The sequence below is a fragment of the Vibrio sp. 2033 genome, from assembly GCF_033339735.1.
In genome coordinates, this window is the sequence record NZ_JAWOVC010000012.1 from 79,470 (window position 1) to 96,453 (window position 16,984).

Annotated in this window: 13 protein-coding genes; 4 read left to right on the forward strand and 9 right to left on the reverse strand. The window is 44.2% G+C overall.

Going from position 1 to position 16,984, the window contains the following annotated elements:
* The first annotated feature begins 8 nt into the window (after positions 1-8).
* From R7P74_RS15850 to R7P74_RS15860, 3 genes are all read left to right on the forward strand, one after another.
* Positions 9-3,167 (forward strand): efflux RND transporter permease subunit, encoded by a 3,159-nt coding sequence (locus R7P74_RS15850; protein ID WP_225473851.1) that lies wholly within the window; start codon positions 9-11, stop codon positions 3,165-3,167.
* A 324-nt stretch (positions 3,168-3,491) separates the two neighbouring features.
* A complete protein-coding gene (locus tag R7P74_RS15855; RefSeq protein ID WP_005373876.1) occupies positions 3,492-3,758 on the forward strand; it encodes a hypothetical protein in 267 nt (88 codons plus the stop codon).
* Between the two features lie 395 nt (positions 3,759-4,153).
* Positions 4,154-5,002, forward strand: a complete 849-nt coding sequence (locus tag R7P74_RS15860) for a DNAase (RefSeq protein WP_213972649.1) — start codon at positions 4,154-4,156, stop codon at positions 5,000-5,002.
* Between the two features lie 498 nt (positions 5,003-5,500).
* Here R7P74_RS15860 and R7P74_RS15865 read toward each other — a convergent pair whose 3' ends face one another.
* The 9 genes from R7P74_RS15865 to R7P74_RS15905 form a co-directional block, all read right to left on the reverse strand.
* Positions 5,501-8,602 carry an efflux RND transporter permease subunit gene (locus R7P74_RS15865; protein WP_318122963.1) on the reverse strand — a complete coding sequence of 1,034 codons (3,102 nt, stop codon included), beginning with the start codon at positions 8,600-8,602 and terminating at the stop codon, positions 5,501-5,503.
* Positions 8,599-9,927 carry an efflux RND transporter periplasmic adaptor subunit gene (locus tag R7P74_RS15870; RefSeq protein WP_262634879.1) on the reverse strand — a complete coding sequence of 443 codons (1,329 nt, stop codon included), beginning with the start codon at positions 9,925-9,927 and terminating at the stop codon, positions 8,599-8,601. The genes R7P74_RS15865 and R7P74_RS15870 overlap by 4 nt, the downstream gene beginning before the upstream one ends.
* A complete protein-coding gene (locus R7P74_RS15875) occupies positions 9,914-10,570 on the reverse strand; it encodes a TetR/AcrR family transcriptional regulator (protein WP_005387092.1) in 657 nt (218 codons plus the stop codon). The genes R7P74_RS15870 and R7P74_RS15875 overlap by 14 nt, the downstream gene beginning before the upstream one ends.
* A 192-nt stretch (positions 10,571-10,762) precedes the next feature.
* Complete coding sequence (locus R7P74_RS15880) at positions 10,763-11,422, reverse strand: HAD family hydrolase (RefSeq protein WP_318122964.1); 660 nt, start codon at positions 11,420-11,422, stop codon at positions 10,763-10,765.
* Positions 11,423-11,424: 2 nt separating this feature from the next.
* Positions 11,425-12,444 carry an ABC transporter ATP-binding protein gene (locus tag R7P74_RS15885; protein ID WP_213915984.1) on the reverse strand — a complete coding sequence of 340 codons (1,020 nt, stop codon included), beginning with the start codon at positions 12,442-12,444 and terminating at the stop codon, positions 11,425-11,427.
* Complete coding sequence (locus R7P74_RS15890) at positions 12,441-13,229, reverse strand: ABC transporter permease (protein ID WP_318122965.1); 789 nt, start codon at positions 13,227-13,229, stop codon at positions 12,441-12,443. The genes R7P74_RS15885 and R7P74_RS15890 overlap by 4 nt, the downstream gene beginning before the upstream one ends.
* A gap of 2 nt (positions 13,230-13,231) precedes the next feature.
* Positions 13,232-14,122, reverse strand: coding sequence for an ABC transporter permease (locus tag R7P74_RS15895; protein ID WP_017633568.1), 891 nt, complete (start codon positions 14,120-14,122; stop codon positions 13,232-13,234).
* Positions 14,119-14,943, reverse strand: a complete 825-nt coding sequence (locus R7P74_RS15900; protein WP_318122966.1) for an alkaline phosphatase family protein — start codon at positions 14,941-14,943, stop codon at positions 14,119-14,121. Before R7P74_RS15900 ends, R7P74_RS15895 begins: the two co-directional genes overlap by 4 nt.
* Positions 14,944-14,955: 12 nt before the next feature.
* Positions 14,956-16,023 (reverse strand): ABC transporter substrate-binding protein, encoded by a 1,068-nt coding sequence (locus R7P74_RS15905; RefSeq protein ID WP_318122967.1) that lies wholly within the window; start codon positions 16,021-16,023, stop codon positions 14,956-14,958.
* A 210-nt stretch (positions 16,024-16,233) separates the two neighbouring features.
* On the opposite strand from R7P74_RS15905, the gene R7P74_RS15910 reads away from it, so the two are divergent.
* Positions 16,234-16,962, forward strand: a complete 729-nt coding sequence (locus R7P74_RS15910; RefSeq protein WP_005387087.1) for a UTRA domain-containing protein — start codon at positions 16,234-16,236, stop codon at positions 16,960-16,962.
* The last annotated feature ends 22 nt before the right edge of the window (positions 16,963-16,984 follow it).

A 16,984-nucleotide genomic window follows, 5' to 3' on the forward strand; every position in this document is an offset into this window, starting at 1 on the left:
AGTTTGTCATGGAAGATACTAAACAAAAGGGCCTGATTGCCTATTTTGCGAATAACCCCGTCGCTGCCAACCTTTTGATGGTGTTCATCATTATCATGGGTGTGGTGAGTTTTCTCTTTATTCAAAGGCAGATGTTTCCGAATATTGAGGTGAACTACATTGATGTTCGTGCGACTTATCCTGGCGCTTCTCCTCAAGAGATAGAAGAGAGTATTCTCGTTAAGGTCGAGGAATCGATTAAAGACGTCACCGGGATTAAAAAAGCAGTCTCAACGGCCTCTAGAGGTAGCGCGTATGTTTCCATCGAGGTAGACGTTAATGCCGATATCAAGCGTGTCTTAGATGATGTAAACCAACGTATTGATACCTTGTCTAACTTACCAGCGGGTATGGAACCAATCAATGTCTACCAAGTTGAATGGCGCCAAGATGTAATCGAAATGGGGTTAGTTGGGGACCGACCGCTCGAGGAGCTTAAACCGATTGCTAAGCAAATCGAAGATGAATTACTTCAGTTAGAAAACGTCATGCTGGTGTATCTGAGTGCGCCAGAAGAAGAAATAGCGATTGAAGTTGACCCACTTGTTCTTCGTAAATACGACCTGACGTTGAGCGATATCAGCAGCGCGATCAGCCGTTACTCAGCCAACTTTTCTGCGGGCGAAGTAAAAACAAACTCAGGGATGATTGCAGTAAGGATTGAAAACCAATACTACCGTGGTGATGAGTTTAGAAATATTCCTGTAAAGCTTGGCGCAAATGGTGCGAAGGTTTTACTGCAAGATATCGCCACGATCAAAGATGGCTTTACGGAAGAAGAGCGCTATTTTGAATACTCAGGGCAAAATGCGATCTACATGTCTGTTGAAGCCACTCGTGATCAGAACATTATCCCTGTTGCACAGTCCGTTCGTAATTATATTGAAGCAAAAAACAAGACATTGCCGCAGGATGTTAAGCTCAAAGTCTTAGTTGATACGACTTATTATTTAAATGGGCGTCTCGACATGATGTTGAAAAACTTGCTGCAAGGCGCTGCATTAGTCGCGATTATGCTGACCATTTTCCTACGTTTCCGCTTGGCTATGTGGGTAATGATTGGGCTACCTGTCTGTTTCCTCGGTGCTGTAATGATGATGCCAGCTTTGGGTATTACAGTGAACATCGTCTCGCTGTTTGCTTTCATCATGGTGCTCGGAATTGTGGTGGATGACGCCATCGTCATGGGAGAAAGTGCGTACAGTGAAATCGAAGAAAAGGGCGGCGGTGTCGAGAACGTGGTACGCGGTGTCAAACGTGTTGCTACGCCAGCGACATTTGGTGTTCTGACAACGATTGCAGTATTCGCACCATTCTTGCTTTCGAGTGGTATTGATAGCGCTTTCTTTTACGGCATTGCTGGTGTCGTGATTCTGTGTTTGATCTTCAGTTTGATTGAATCGAAGCTGATCCTTCCTGCACACCTTGCGCATACTCATTTTAAGCCAGTTAAACCAGGTGGTTGGCGTGACCGATTTAACCAACGTTTTTTTGGTTTTGTAAATGGTCCATATCGTAACTTTGTAACAACATGCACCCATTGGCGCTGGACAGTGTTTGCGGTGTTCTGTGGTTTACTGCTGATCAGCGCGGCTTTGATCAACGCGAATTATGTTCGGGTGATCCCTAACCCTAAAGTGCCGACTGACTATCCTGCGATCACTATTGAAATGAATGATACCGTTTCAAGTGAGCAGACAATCAGTGCACTCAAGACTATTGAACGTGTCATGCAAAAGATCGAATCTGAGACCATTGCAGAACATGGTCAAGGAATGATTCGTGATGTGCTGTCGTACAACAGAAGCCGCACCGAAGGTCGTGTATTAGTACCTCTGGTTGATGAAGAGTTACGCCCGTTCAATACATTTGAACTGGCTCGACGTTGGCGTGAAGCTATGCCTGTTATTCCAGGTATGAAGAGCATCAAAATCCGCGAGCAGAGTGCGGGTGGTGGTGACAGAGATGAGTTTGGTTACTTGTTGTTTGGTTCTAACATCAATGAGCTCAACGAGGCTGGGCGTTACTTGATAGAGCGTTTACAGCAGGAAGAAGGGTTATATGATATTTCATCTTCTATTGATTCTGGAAGCAAAGAAGTACTCCTGTCTCTTGCGCCTGTAGCGTACGATCTCGGTCTGGATCTCACCATGATCGCAGAGCAAGTTGGTGGCAGCTTTTATGGTGGCGAAGCACAGCGCATTATTCGTGATGGTGAAGAAATTAAAGTTATGGTGCGTTACCCGCAATTGACGCGTGAAGCATTCTCATCATTGCGTTACGCTGTGATTACAACACCAGCAGGTAAGAAGGTCATGCTAGGTGATGTGGTGAAGATCAACGAGCAGCCGGGCGTGAGTAGCATTCGACGTGAAGGCGGGTATCAAACCGTTTATGTCTATGGTTCGATAGACGAAGAATTGGTTGAACCTCAAGAAATCGTGAAGGTCATTGACGACAATATCTTACCGGATATGAAGCAAGCGTTCTCGAGTGTGAAAACAGAATTGGGTGGTGATATTGAAGAGCAGGCTGCGCAGCGTAATGAACAGATTTTGTTCTTTATTGCAGGTATGATCATCGTCTACATCTTGTTAGCTGTACCGTTAAAAAGTTATACCCAACCTTTGATTGTAATGTCCGTCATTCCGTTTAGTCTGACGGGGGCGATTTGGGGCCATTTCTGGCTAGGTTTAGACATCAGTATGATGTCGACATTTGGTTTGATCGCCGCTGCTGGCGTGGTTATCAACGACTCTCTGGTTATGACAGATTACGTAAACCAAGTGAGAGAAAGGGGTATGAACATCAAACAAGCGGTTGTTGAGGCGGGTTGTGCTCGTTTTCGAGCTATCACGCTCACCTCAATAACGACGTTTGCGGGTGTATTGCCGATAATGTTTGAAACGAGTTTGCAGGCGCGTTTTGTCATACCGATGGCTGTCGCTTTGGGCTTTGCGGTGTTGTACGCAACGGTTCTGACTTTAGTGTTGGTGCCTTGTTTGTATTTAATGCTTGAAGATATTAAAAATATTTTCAGATCGATTAAGAGGTTTATCCATCGTTTGATTAATCGTTTCAGAAAGTCGCCAGTGACGTCGAGCGTTGAAGCAAGCGTATCGAGTTAACAAGCTTGGTATTAACGATTAGGAGCAGCCTTCGGGCTGCTTTTTTGTTTCCGCATTTTGATTCAAAGCGATTTTTTAGTGGGCAGTTACGTAATTATCTGATGAGAAAACTGCCTGACAAAGCATTTCTAATGTGTATGTTTCTAATGTTTTAAATTCGTATGGTTAATTTGACACTTGGTTAGCGAAATTTACCAGACGAAGATAACGTTGAATATGAGGGTTTGTTTAAGTTGTTGAAAAATAACAAAATAAAAGTTGGCATCGTATGTGCAATATATAAATTGTAATTAAAATTAACTGCTAATCCTCAAGGAGCTTATTATGAAAAGCGTATTTCTATCTACTCTAAGTCTTATTGCTGTAATGTCATCACCAATCGCTGCTGCTAACACTTTAGACAAAGAGGAGTGGAGCTCAGATTTACGTCAGGACTTTTCTGAAATGAAACATGAAGCTATAGCAGATATTCAGCAAATGAACATGGATGCCATTCACGCACGTGATGAGCGTATCGTGAAAAACATTAAAGATGAGCAAGAACAGTTAGTAAAGGTAACGTGCCACAAAGAGAAAGCAAGCAAGTCATAAACGCCGCTAAAAGAGACTAACAGACGAAAATGAATCCAATACGAGTTCGGTGTTAGTTAGCAGTAAGCACTGACCTTGTTGCTCTACTTGCCAGCCTTTTAAGGCTGGCTTTTTTGTTTCTCATTTCATGGGTAGGGATCAGATCCTCAAGCTCATTATCAATAGTTGGCGTGTTTGATGAGCTATTGCTGGATGGAGCGGATGTAACTTTTAAAAGTGTAGATTTCAGTAAAGTGGAGGTGATGTTAGATATTTAAAATTTAGAAAAGATCCGATCTCCTTTTTGACCTTCATAATACCTTAGTATGTGGCTTACCTTTACTTGAATTAGAACTCATATTGCAGGCTCTCGTTTAAAGGTATTGATGCATATTTGAAGAGTAAGAGATAGACATATGAGTTTTATTAAAATGTGTAAAGATGGTTTTAGAGGAAAGCCGGATTTCTCTGACTTATTACATAATGCGTTCCAGATAGATGACTTAGTGCTGTCATTTGAGTGTCCGAACAACATATATGAAGGACATGTATACCAGGATCTTGTTAATTTAGAACAGTTCGATGTTGAATCAAAAATAGAGAGGCATGAAAGGTTTATAAAATTAGCTACGGTATATTTTTTGTTTCAGAAGAAAATATTAAACCCTTTGCTTCCTATTAACAAACTAGGTGGATTATATATTAGGCTACGGGTTAAATCTATTGGAGAAGATATTGATAATATTAGTCAATTGTCCTCATTTTTAGAGAGAGAATATTATGATTTTTATCATGCCCCGGAGCAAAGTGAAGGCTCTATGAGGGGATATCATACAGACTTGATGAAAGAATTGACTAAGCGTGCGAATAAACAATGGGGAGAAATTCCAGAAAGTGAAGACCGAAAAAGAGAAAAAGAAGAATATTTAATTAGAGGTTTCTTAAGTGGTTATCCACCAATAAAGTGTGAGCTAGTTGAAGTTGGAAAAAACAAATACTCAAAATACTCAGAAGGTAATATTAAGTATAAGAGTGAATTACGAAGAGTATACAATTTACCCATAAAAAATGAATTCTACCTGAGCATCGAGTTTTGGTATAAGTACGAATCGATGTTTGCTAAGCAGAAGTTTTTAGATTGGGTGAGAAGTGCTGATGAAACTTTTGAAAAAAAAGTATTGGAATTACTGGACTTGTCTCCGGTAATCGAATCGTATACGACTGGAAAAACAGAGAGATTGAGCAAAGAAACTAACGCAGATTAAGCCCATTTCAGTGGGAAGAAAAAAGCCCGCGAAGAATGCTTTCACGGGCGAAAAAAGGGCACCAAATTGGGTGTCTATTCATTTTGGAGGTGGTCGAACGTCCATATAAAACTGACAATAGGCTTGGTGAGAGGCTTACCACCAGCGCGACCAACGAGGCTAAAGTTAACATTGTTGTAATGATTGTTAAAATGTTAATTCTTCAATCAATGTTTTCATTATCGTGAGTTTAAATTGTGAATGTGTTGCCTACGTGTATTTTTACTCTGTGAAATTCCGTTTTTGACAATAAGACATATTATAAATCTTGTGTTGGTTATTTGATTTGGTTATATAAAACTCAACATACTTAATCCTTAACTGTTCATATTCACACTTAATGAGACACAATAACCCTCTGTTTGTTAAGTGATTGTGTGTTTTTTAACGTGTTGGTATTGAACAAAAAGCGACCTAAGCCGCTCTTGTTCATTTTGATAAGTTTACTTATCAGTCGTTTTAGATTTCTTCGTGCTTATGGACTAGGCCGAAGTCAGCTAAAATGGCATACGCAGCAGGGATCATAAACAACACCAGCAGAGTGGATGCGAAAATACCAAACACGATGGAGATAACCAGTGGTTGGATAACCTGTGCTTGCAAACTGGTTTCAGTCAGTAACGGAAGCAAACCTGCTGCAGTGGTCATTGATGTTAGGAATACTGCTCTAAAGCGTTCCCGACTGGCTTTGACTACTGAGTCATGCACATTATCCCCTTCATCCACATGATGGCGTATGTACTGAACTAACAGAATCGAGTCATTCACCACAATCCCTGCTAATGAGACGAAGCCCATCATACTTGGCATACTCAATGAGTGACCGAGTAGGATGTGTCCCCATACCACGCCAATAAAGGCGAGGGGAATCGCAAGCATGACGACGAATGGTTCCAAATAACTGCGGAATTGGTAACTCAGAATCGCAAACACGCCAAACAAACCAAGCAAGAAGCCTTTACCCATTGATGCGCCAGTTTCAGCGGTATCTTTGGCTTCACCTTCAAAATCGAAGCGAAGACCAGGATACTTTTGCATAAGCTTTGGCGCTTCATCCTGTTGGAACTGACGAATAATGGCGGTTGAGTTGGCCTTCGTATTATCGATATCGCCGAATACGCTCACAGTGCGCAAGCCATCAATGCGCTGGATTCTTACGTAATTACGCTGGAAATCCAAAGTTGCAATGGTCGCGAGTGGGATTTGACTACCATCGGACAAGATTATTGGGAAGTTTGCCAATTGCTGTAAGTCACCAGCTTGCGCTTTATCGAGGCGAACTTCGATGGAAATGTTTTCTACCCCAACTTGGATCTCGTCTGCGGTTTGGCCAAAGAAAGCCGCACGCAATTGATTGGCAATGAGCTGACCGTTAATACCATAAGCTTCCGCCCCAGGACGAAGTTTAACCAAGACTTCTTCTTTACCCATGCGCATGTCATCTAATACGCCATGGACACCGTCAAATTCATTCAAGTATTGCTGAATGTCGATAGAGGCCGCTTTGAGCGCATCCAGATCATCATGTTTCGCTCGAATTTCAATCGCTCGTCCACCTGGCCCCATGGTCGGTTGTTTAAATACCAACGAGATAGGATCGGCAAGTTCACCAATGTCTTCACGCCATGCATCGATAAATTCATCGATGAGTGTGTTACGACTCTCTGCACCCAGCAAATCCAGACGTACCGTGGCAATGTGAGGGCCAGATTCATTCGCGTCGGCGTTAGCGTTGAATTGACTGGTGATGTGTAGAACCAATGGATTGCCGCCTTCCACGTTCTCTGTCCATTCTTTATCTAGCTTTTGAGCGGAAGCGACGATCTTATCGACGACGGCTTCAGTTTGAGACAGAGAAGAACCCGGAGGAAGAATAATGCGCGCTTCTGCAATGTCGCCATCCAATTCAGGGAAGGGTTGGAACTTGAGTAAACCACCTACTAACGTGGCAGCGGAGATAAGAAGCAAGGCAACTACGCCACCCATAAAGGCATAGCGATACTCGACCACTTTATCCACTGCGTTGACCAAGGTGGTGTTGCGGAAGTTTTCAAAAGAAGTGAGCAGCTTTTGTTTGAACTTCGGTGTTTTTCGCTCTTGCTTTTGTTTATGTAGCGAATGAGAAAGGTGGTTAGGTAGGATCAAGAAGGCTTCCACCAAACTCAAACTCAAAACGAGGATTAGAACTTGAGGAACTGCTTTAAGTACCGCACCCATTTCACCTTGCAGGAATAACAAGCTACCAAAGATACACACCGTAGTTAGGAAGGAAGAAATTACCCCTGGCAGTACCTTTTTCACTCCTTTGATAACGGCATCATCGATCTCTTCTCCTCGGTCGAGGTGAGCGGCAATCGATTCGGCAATAACGATGGCATCATCCATCATGATACCGATGGCCATGAGTAACCCGACCAAAGACATGATGTTGATGGACAGGTCAAGTTGCGCCATCAAAAATAAGCCACCTAAGAAGGCTACGGGCAAACCAGCTGCGACCCAAAAAGAGTAGCGAAAACTAAAGAACAACCACATGGTGGCGAAAACCAGAATGATACCTTGCCAACCGTTTTTGACCATCATGGTCAGGCGATCCCAAAGCACAGATGAAAGGTCATTGGTCATTTGTAGCATCACACCGTCTGGCGCGATGGCTTGTTGTTCTTCGACAAATTGAGCAACCCGTTCCTTGATACGCAGTGCGTCATCTTCTTTGTTTTTGCTGACTTTTAGTAGGGCAGAAGGGTGACCATCGAAGAGGACTTTCTGTTCGTCCAATTCAAACCGGTCGGTAATCGTCGCAATATCTCTTAGACGGATGATTGAACCATTTGTACCAGAGCCCACGACGATAGTCTCTAGCTCTTCTGGCGTCACGCGTCGTTCGTCAAAGCGGATCAGAAAGTTCTTATCTGGCGTTTCGACATTACCACTTGGCAACTTGACGTTCTGACGACCAATCTGCTCAGCAATATCACCAACACTCAAGCCAAGTTGTCGAATAGCTTGAGTATCTAATTCTACTCGGTATTGGTGGTCAGAGAAGCCTGCAACTTCAACCAAAGACACATCGTAATCGATTTTTAACGTGCGTTTAAGCTGTTCGGCATACGCTTTTAGCTCTGGCCATGTGGTATTTGCGGTGATGGCGACATCCACAACTGGCTCGTTCCAATCGAGCTCTTGGACCACAGGAGATTCAATCTCTTGTGGGAAGTCGTTTATCGAGTTGATCTGGGTTTGAACATCAACCAACATGCGACCAATGTCGGCTTCTTCATTCAGTTTCAAGATAAGACGCGCAGAACCCTCAATCGCTTCACACTGAGTTTCTTTAATGTTGGCAAGACCATCGACAGCATCTTCCATTCGGATACAGATGCTCTCTTCTACCTCTTGAGGGGAAGCGCCGGGGTAAACCACACCAGCTAGGATGTAGGGCGGATCAAACTCAGGAAAAGTTTCACGCTTAATCGTGGAAAGTGAAGAAATCCCCAATATCAGCAGCGTTAGCATCAGCAAATTGGCTGCTGTTGGGTGCTTGGCGAAGAATCGAATCATGAATCAGACTCCTCAATAGTCGCTTCTGACTGGTCAGGTGACTCTTTTAGAAGCATGCCGTTAATCGCAGGGAGCAAATCGTTGATGATTAGCTTTTGGCCTTGCTCCAATTCGCCATCGATCACCACTTGGTTATTGCGACGATATAACACTTCAACCGTCACGACTTGCAGACGATTGTCATTGCCCATCAGGTAAATCTTATCGCCATGAAGCGCACGCTCTGGGATGACCCAACTCGGGTTCTCTTGCCCCTCAATTAGGGCTCGCACAAACATGCCGTTCACCAATGGAGGCGAAGACGTTGGGTTTAATGCACGGTAGTCTTGTTCAATTTCCAGAATCACACCGGCCGTCGCTTGGCTTGGATCAACCGTTTCGCTGATGCGTGCAACTTTCGCAGGCCAGCTTGCAGAGAGGTTACCGCTGCTGAGTTCAATGTTGGCATGAATCGCATTCATATCAGGTTGTGGAATACCAGATTCATCGCGGACAAACTCACCGATGCTCGCCGCCAAAGTTTGCATGTCATGAATGGATAGTTGAGCTTCCACTTCCATGACATCAATACCATGTCCTGTCACCATGGTTTGTTGGAGGTTAACCACTTGCTTTTTCTCAATTTCTACGTCAGCAATACGCAAATCGTAAGGAAGCGTGATGATGGTTTTATCAAGCGAGCGTTCGGCCTCATCCACTTTTGATGCATTAACTTTAACTAGGGCTTCCGCGACTCGTTTCTCATCCGGCATCAAACCAATTTGATTTTCAATATCCAGTACTAACTTACGTTGAGAGAGCGCGCTTTGCTCTTGCTGATCTACATCCGATTGCGAGGTTAAGCCTTTCTTACGTAGGTTTTGTTTACGGTCTAACTCTTTGTTGGCGATGACCAGACGGTTGGCTTCTATCTTGAGGGTGCTTTTGAGATTCGCTTCTTCTTGGTTCAGCTTAGCCAGAGAGGTTTGGGCAGATTTGAGATCGGCTTGAGCTTGAACCAGTTTCAGTTCGTAATCGAGTGGGTCGATTCGCAAGATTTCCGTTCCTGCTTGCAGCACTTGTCCTTTTTCCAGTTGCGGATGGCGGTAGACCACTTTACCCGTCACTTCGGCTATCGCTTTCCATTCCACTTTTGGTGCGATCTTGCCGAAACCTATGGCCACTGGAGCAATGGCTTTGAGCTCAAGAGGAATTGTCTCGACCAACCGTGCACGATCTCCTGCGGGTTTTACGGGCAAATCTGGTTTGAGGCTAATCGCCAAAAACAGAATGACGACCCCAACCGCAAGAGCAGGAAAGAACAGCAGCTTTTTATTTATTTTCATATTGGTCGCCCGAGTCTAAAAATCCATGTTTCATCAGTTGTATGTTGTGTTCGAATAATCGGTTCAAGAAGGCTTCAGAAAGTTCAATGCCATGAATGGCGAGCAGTGCTGGTGGTGCCATAAAAGGAAACACCATCAAGCTGATGTAAGAGACGCGACAAAGTTGAGGGTCGGCGTCTTTTCGTAAAACGCCACTGTCGATCAACTTATCAAAGATCACGCCTTGCATTGGCTTGCTGATATCTGCGAAGACTTTTTCGAGCAGTTTGCGTTGGGTTTCCGATGGGGGCATATTCATAACTTGGGCAACTAAGCGTGGGAACTGTGGTACCTTGATCATTTCGCGGTAGTAGGTACGCATTAGATCGAGAAAGTTTTGCTCGTTACTGTTGGATACCAACGTCTGCATCTGCTTTTGCATCGGTGACAGTGTTTCGCGCAACATGGTCTCGAACAAGCCTTCTTTGTTGCCAAAGTAGTAGCGAATCATCGCAACGTTCACACCTGCTTTCTGCGCGACTAGGCGAGTAGAGACCTTGTCGTAAGCCATAATGGTGAAGAGTTCGCGCGCGTGGAAAATCAGTTTTTCCCGTGCGTCGATATTATCTGTGGGTCTTCCCGCCCTTCGATGTGCTTCCGTCACAATCTTCTCTCAAAATATTAAACATTTGATTAATTATAAGACGCTGATTTCTCATGCGACATGTGAAAAATTAATCAGTATTTAATCAAGTGATTAATTTGTGATGAAGAGAAGTAAAAAAGAGCAGAAAGAACTGCTCTTTGAACAAATAGAAAAGTATTTACTTAGGAAGAACGGTCTTTTGAGGCTAGATCACCCCCAACTTAACACACTCCAATTCGGTCTGTTGGCGTGTTCTTTTAGTTGTGGGCATGGATTTACCAGATAAGCGTAGTTCGCGTATTCACAAAGCGGTAAATCGTTGATTGAATCAGTATAGAAATGGATTTCTGAATAAGGCTCAGGCTGATTTTCTAGCCACTGTTTTAATCGCGTGACTTTGCCTTCACGATAACTCGGGATACCCTCGATTTCAGCGGTATAACAGTTGTCTTTCTCGATTAAATCAATTCCGAGTGCGGTTGGAATATTAAGACGGCGACCAACGGCTTCCACCAAAAAAGTGACGCTGGCAGAGATGATAACCATATCTATACCATCACGAGACAGTTGCTCAATCAGGGTTTTGGCTTGAGGGAACTGTTTAGGCAAAATATGGCTTTCAACACATTCTTCAACCAAGGCATTTACTTCTTCAATCGGCATGTTTTCTAGTGGCTTCATGGAGAACGCTAGATAGTCTTCCATGTCCATTTTGCCTTCAGAGTACAAGGCCATTAGACGCTGATCTTCCTGAATAAATAAAGGATCAGTCGCGATGCCTCTATCAACCATAAACTCGTTCCAAATCATTGCGCAGTCAGCGTTTATTAGGGTTTCATCCATATCAAAAACATACAAAGGTTTGGACATGTTTAGGCTCTCACTGGTTGAATTTCGTTTAGGTTAAAGAGTAGCTCTAGTTGGCTGCCATTCGCTAGTAAGCGTTCTGAAGAGCGGTTAAGCAAGTCAACAGTGAGCTCACACTCTTCAACGTTCACTTGATAGCGAATAACATTACCTAGAAGCTGGTGGTTGGTGATCGTACCTACTTGTGGTGCTGAGATGTGGCTATCATATTGACGACCTTGCTCTTTTACATATATAGACTCTGGGCGAACCGCTACTTTCCATTCGGTATCAATGTTGAAGAGTTGCTTGGCTTTATTGGCCTCTACAAGGTTGTAGTGCCCCATGAAACCGGCCACAAACTCGTTAGCAGGATGAGTATAAATTTCTTCAGGTGTTCCTGCTTGAACAATTTCCCCTTTACTCATTAGGAAGATACGATCAGACATAATCATCGCCTCTTCTTGGTCATGAGTTACGAAGATAGTGGTGAGATTCATCTCTTTCTGAATATCTCGGATTTGCTGACGAAGGTGTTTGCGGATTTTGGCATCAAGCGCAGAAAGTGGTTCATCAAGCAATAATATGCGAGGTTTCACCACCAACGCTCGAGCGAGTGCGACACGCTGGCGCTGACCACCAGAAAGTTGATGCGGATAGTGTTTTTCTTTACCTGCCAGATCCACCAGTTTGATGACTTTAGCCACTTCACGTCGAATATCATCATTCGCAAGCTTTTTCATTTTTAAGCCAAATGCAATGTTGCCTTCGACGGTCATATTGGGAAACAGCGCATACGATTGAAAGACCATCCCAATACCACGCTCTTGCGGGACTTGATGCGTGATATCTTCTCCGTTTACCCAAATCTCGCCTCCATCGACAGGGTTAAGCCCAGCAAGGCTGCGAAGTAGTGTCGATTTACCACAACCGCTAGGGCCCAAAAGCGTAATGAATTCACCTTGCTCGATGTTAAAGTGAATGTCCTCAAATACGGTGTTATCACCAAAACGTTTAGTCAGATTTTTCGCTGTTACGTAGCTCATTGTTTGACTCCTCGGCTGAAACGACTTGCCAACCAAGTCAGTAAAAAAATAAATAGGAAGTAGGTCATCACTAAGGCAGACGTAAAGTGGCCGCTCGTCTGACGCATGTTATACAAGTAGATTTGCAGAGTTTCATAACGTGTGCCGACTAAAATATTGGCGAACACAAACTCTCCCAATAGAAATGAAAATGAAAGGAAAAGCGATGCCATCAGTCCTTTTTTGAGGTTAGGTAAAATGACCATCAAAAACGCTTTGGTTGTGCTTGCCCCTAGCAAGTGTGCAGCGTCCATTAAATCGTTAAGGTTAATTGCTTCGAAGCTATTAGAAATCGCACGATACATGAACGGTAACGCTATGGTGAAGTAAGTACCTACTAGAATCCAAGGAGTACCGATAAGGGAGATTTCACTGTCAGCATAAAGTTGAAGCAAGCCGACGGAGGACACCACTGGTGGTACAGCGAATGGTAGCAAAATCAATACGTTCATGAGCTTATCGAGCTTCGGAAAGTAGTAAAACACCACGAATATCGCTGGCAGAACCAGAATCACACTGAGGGTTAGCGAAGCAATACAAATAAACAGCGAACGCCCAAACGCTTGCAAAAAGCGTGGGTCGGTCAGCAATTTAACGTACCAATCAAAAGTGAAACCATCTGGAAGCACCGTGGCGCCCCAGCGTGATGAAAGCGAATAGACAAAGGTCGCTAAAATTGGGATGAGCATGATCCCAACAACGGAATAAACCACCGTTTTATGGAATCGATTATTAACGTTGTTCATAACTACTTCCTACCTGCATAGCTTTTCGAAATGAGCCATTGGTTAATCACTGTGATAAAGGCAAGTAACGCCATTAGAATCACCGAAATTGCAGCGGCGAGATTAGGTTCAAGGAACAGGTCTCCCGATACCAGACTCGCAATTCGAATTGTGATGACGTTATAGTTACCGGAGGTCAACGCATAAACACTCGCATATGCGCCAATTGCGTTGGCTATTAAGATAATAAAGGTACCGAATAAGGCTGGTGAGAGCACTGGCAGCGCGATTTTCGCCCAATACTGTGATGTTTTGGCTCCCAGTAGCGCAGCAGCTGCTTGCCAATCATCGCTCAACGCGTCGAACGCAGGGTAGAGCAACAACACCGCCAGCGGGATTTGGAAGTAGATGTAAATGGCCAGCAGGCCCCATTTACCATAAAGGTCGAAATCACCGAGTAAGCCATACTGCTTGAGCAAAAGGGTAATCGCCCCATTGGTGCCCAAAATAATAATAAAAGCGAATGACAGAGGTACGCCTGCAAAGTTGCTGCTCATGTTCGTAAACGCAATCACACCGTCGCGGACTTTAGAATCGACTCTGCGCAGAGAAGAGACCAACAGAGTCGCAATGGCTAAGCCAAAAATGCTCGACCATACAGCTAACCACAAACTGTTGCCAAACGCCTGCATCATAAAGGCGGAGTCGAGCACTTCAATGTAGTTATCGAAGGCAAACTCGCCATCGTAGATAAAGCTGTTTAACAGTACCCAAATCATCGGTGCGAGTTGAAATAGATAGAAAAACAGTGCGAAAGGCGCCAACCAAATGGCTGGCTTAAAGCGCTTTAACCAAGTACTTGCCAAATTTGAACGTGATTCGCTAGAGCTTGGAGAGAGGACTGAACTGCTCATAGTGCTAACAATTCCTGAGTGTATGGCTTCGTGTGGTCAAGGTTTAGCAATTGACAAACGGTGCCACAAATATCAGTTTGCTTAATATGGCAATCTTGATGGGTAAACTTATCACCAATGACAAACAGGGGAACTTCTCGCTCTTCAGGTAAAATCCCACCGTGAGAAAGATCGTTGTTCATGCCATGATCGCTGGTCACAATGATTTGATACCCATCAGCAAGCCATTGATCGATGTAGTTGGAAAGAATAATGTCTGTACCTCGCGCACAATTGCGGTATTGGCGAGAGTCTAGGCCAAACTTATGTCCTGTATCGTCGATATTCATCGGATGGATTAATAAGAAATCAGGTTGATAGTTGCGACGTAAATACTCTGCGTCCAGGAACAAGGCTTCATCAGGATAATGATCCCAATGGTAAAAGCAGCCGTGCTGGATATTCAGGGTTTTATCATGCGTGAAACGATCGCGAACAGGTTCAAATGGTGTGCGATTATAAAGCTCACTTACCCAGTGGTAGGCAGCCGCAGCGGTCACTTTTCCTTGGGCTTTTGCCAAACTGAAAATGGAATCGTGTTTGGATAGACGAACGATATTGTTGTTTACGATGCCGCTTTCTACAGGGCGAACGCCCGTTAAAATGCACTCATAAAGTGGGCGAGACATAGAGGGTAGCTCACACTGCACAGGATAAAGCGTTGCGCGAGTTTCTTGTTGGGAACGACTTTGTTCTAGAAGACCATTGAGGTAGCCCATGCAATCACGGGCTACCTGATAGTTCAGTCCATCTAGAACAACAAGGATGACCTTATTGCTCATAATGACTTACTCTTATTGCTGGTGGATTAAGACACTTTCTTGCCATTGACGTGGCAGCTTACGTGCGGACTTTTCCCAAGCTGAGAAGTCAGTCACTGGGTGAACATTGCTGTATTGGTCATTAGCAATTAGCTTGTCTTGCACTGCTTGAGGCAGTGTGATGTTGGTGCGGATTGGACGCGCATAACCTCCTGCTAAGTTGATTTGCCCTTGATCGCTGAAGATGTATTCACGAGCAAGCTTTGCTGCATTAGGGTTCTTCGCGTATTTATTGATTATGGTTGTATAACCAGAAATCACAGAGCCATCTTGAGGAATGCTCACTGTAAAGCGGTCGCGGTCAATTTTGTCGCGGTAGTTCAATGCATTGAAGTCCCACATGATCGCCACTTCAACTTCGCCTTTTTCTAGGTTGGCGATGTTCGGATCGGTAAATGAAAGACGACCTTGCTTCGCGAGTTCAGAAAAGAATTTGAGCGCAGGCTTGAGGTTGGATTCGTCCCCACCGTTGGCGAACGCTGCGGCGAGAACCGCGTTGTTTGCCTGTGCTGCTACGCCTACGTCACCTACGGTCACTTTGTAGTCGCCTTTTAATAGGTCATCCCACGTTTTTGGCGCGTCTTTTACGAGGTTATTGTTGGAGATAAAAGAAATAGTGCCAGTGTAAGCAAGTGCCCAATGACCATCTTCGTCTTTTGCCCAATCTGGGATGTCATTCCAAGTTGTTGGTTTATATGGCTGAGTGACGCCTTTTTTAACCGCTACACGTGCGAAGGCAAAGCCTACGTCACCAATGTCTGCGGTCGCGTTTTTCTTCTCAGCTTCGAATTTTGCGATTTCTTGAGCCGAGCTCATATCCGTGTCTTGGTGCTTAAGGTTGTAATTTGACTTTAAATCAGCCCAAGTGTCTTTCCAGTTTGCCCAACTGTCAGGCATACCCACACTGTAAACCGCCCCTTCTTTTTGTGCTGCTGCTACCAAAGATTCAATATCGGCTTCTTTCGCTACTGTTGGCGTAGCGAGCGTTACCGCAATGATTGCCGCTGGTGCGGTAATTGAACGACTTAGCAAAGTTTTCATTGTCTCCATCCTTCTGGACTAGGTCAGTAAGTTCGCTTTGTATGCTATGGATGGAATGTGACGATTTAGCGCAAGTAATTTGACAGTTTTGCTGATTTTATATGGCACTTATATTTCATACGTTCAGTATGTGTTCTGTTGATTAATGTCATATTTTTGTTACGTAAACGCCTTATGTTATTCGTCAAATTATCCTTGGACTAGATCAGAATGAGAGCGACAGGCACCGGACAATTTGGTACCCAATTAGGAAAAATTAGAAGCAGCTTAAAACAGCAGATTCTTTCCGGCATCATGTCGGAAGGACAAAAACTGCCGTCAGAGAGAGAGCTCAGTGAGCTGTTTTCTACGACTCGAATCACAATCAAAGATGCGTTGGTGTCTTTGGAAACGGAAGGTCTTATTTATCGAGAAGAGCGCCGGGGTTGGTATGTATCTCCTGAGCGTATCTGTTACAACCCGTTGTCTCGTTCTCACTTCCATCAGATGATTCGAGAGCAGCATCGTATTGCAGAAACCAAGTTACTCAACGTACGAAGTGAAATGGCTGCAGGTGAATACGCAAAATCGTTAGAGGTTGAGCGAATTACCCCAATTTATGTGATTGAACGGTTACGTTTTATTGATGGGCGAGCGGTATTGTTTGTTGAGAACGTGCTCAAAGCGGCACTGTTTGAAGGTATATTGTCTGAGAACCTCACCATGTCCCTGACGGGCATTTATCGTGAGAAGTATGGTTACGAGACAAAGCGCTCTCGTTTTGATGTGATTCCAACGTCAGCACCTGCTCATGTCGCTAAAGCGTTGAACTTGGCTGAAGGACAACCCGTTCTGAAAATTCGGCGGGTAAACTACAAACAAGATGGGCATTTAATGGACTGCGAATTCGAGTATTGGCGTCCAGACGCAGTGATGATTCGCATTGATAGCGTAGGATAAAGCGCAGAATTAAAAAGAGCCC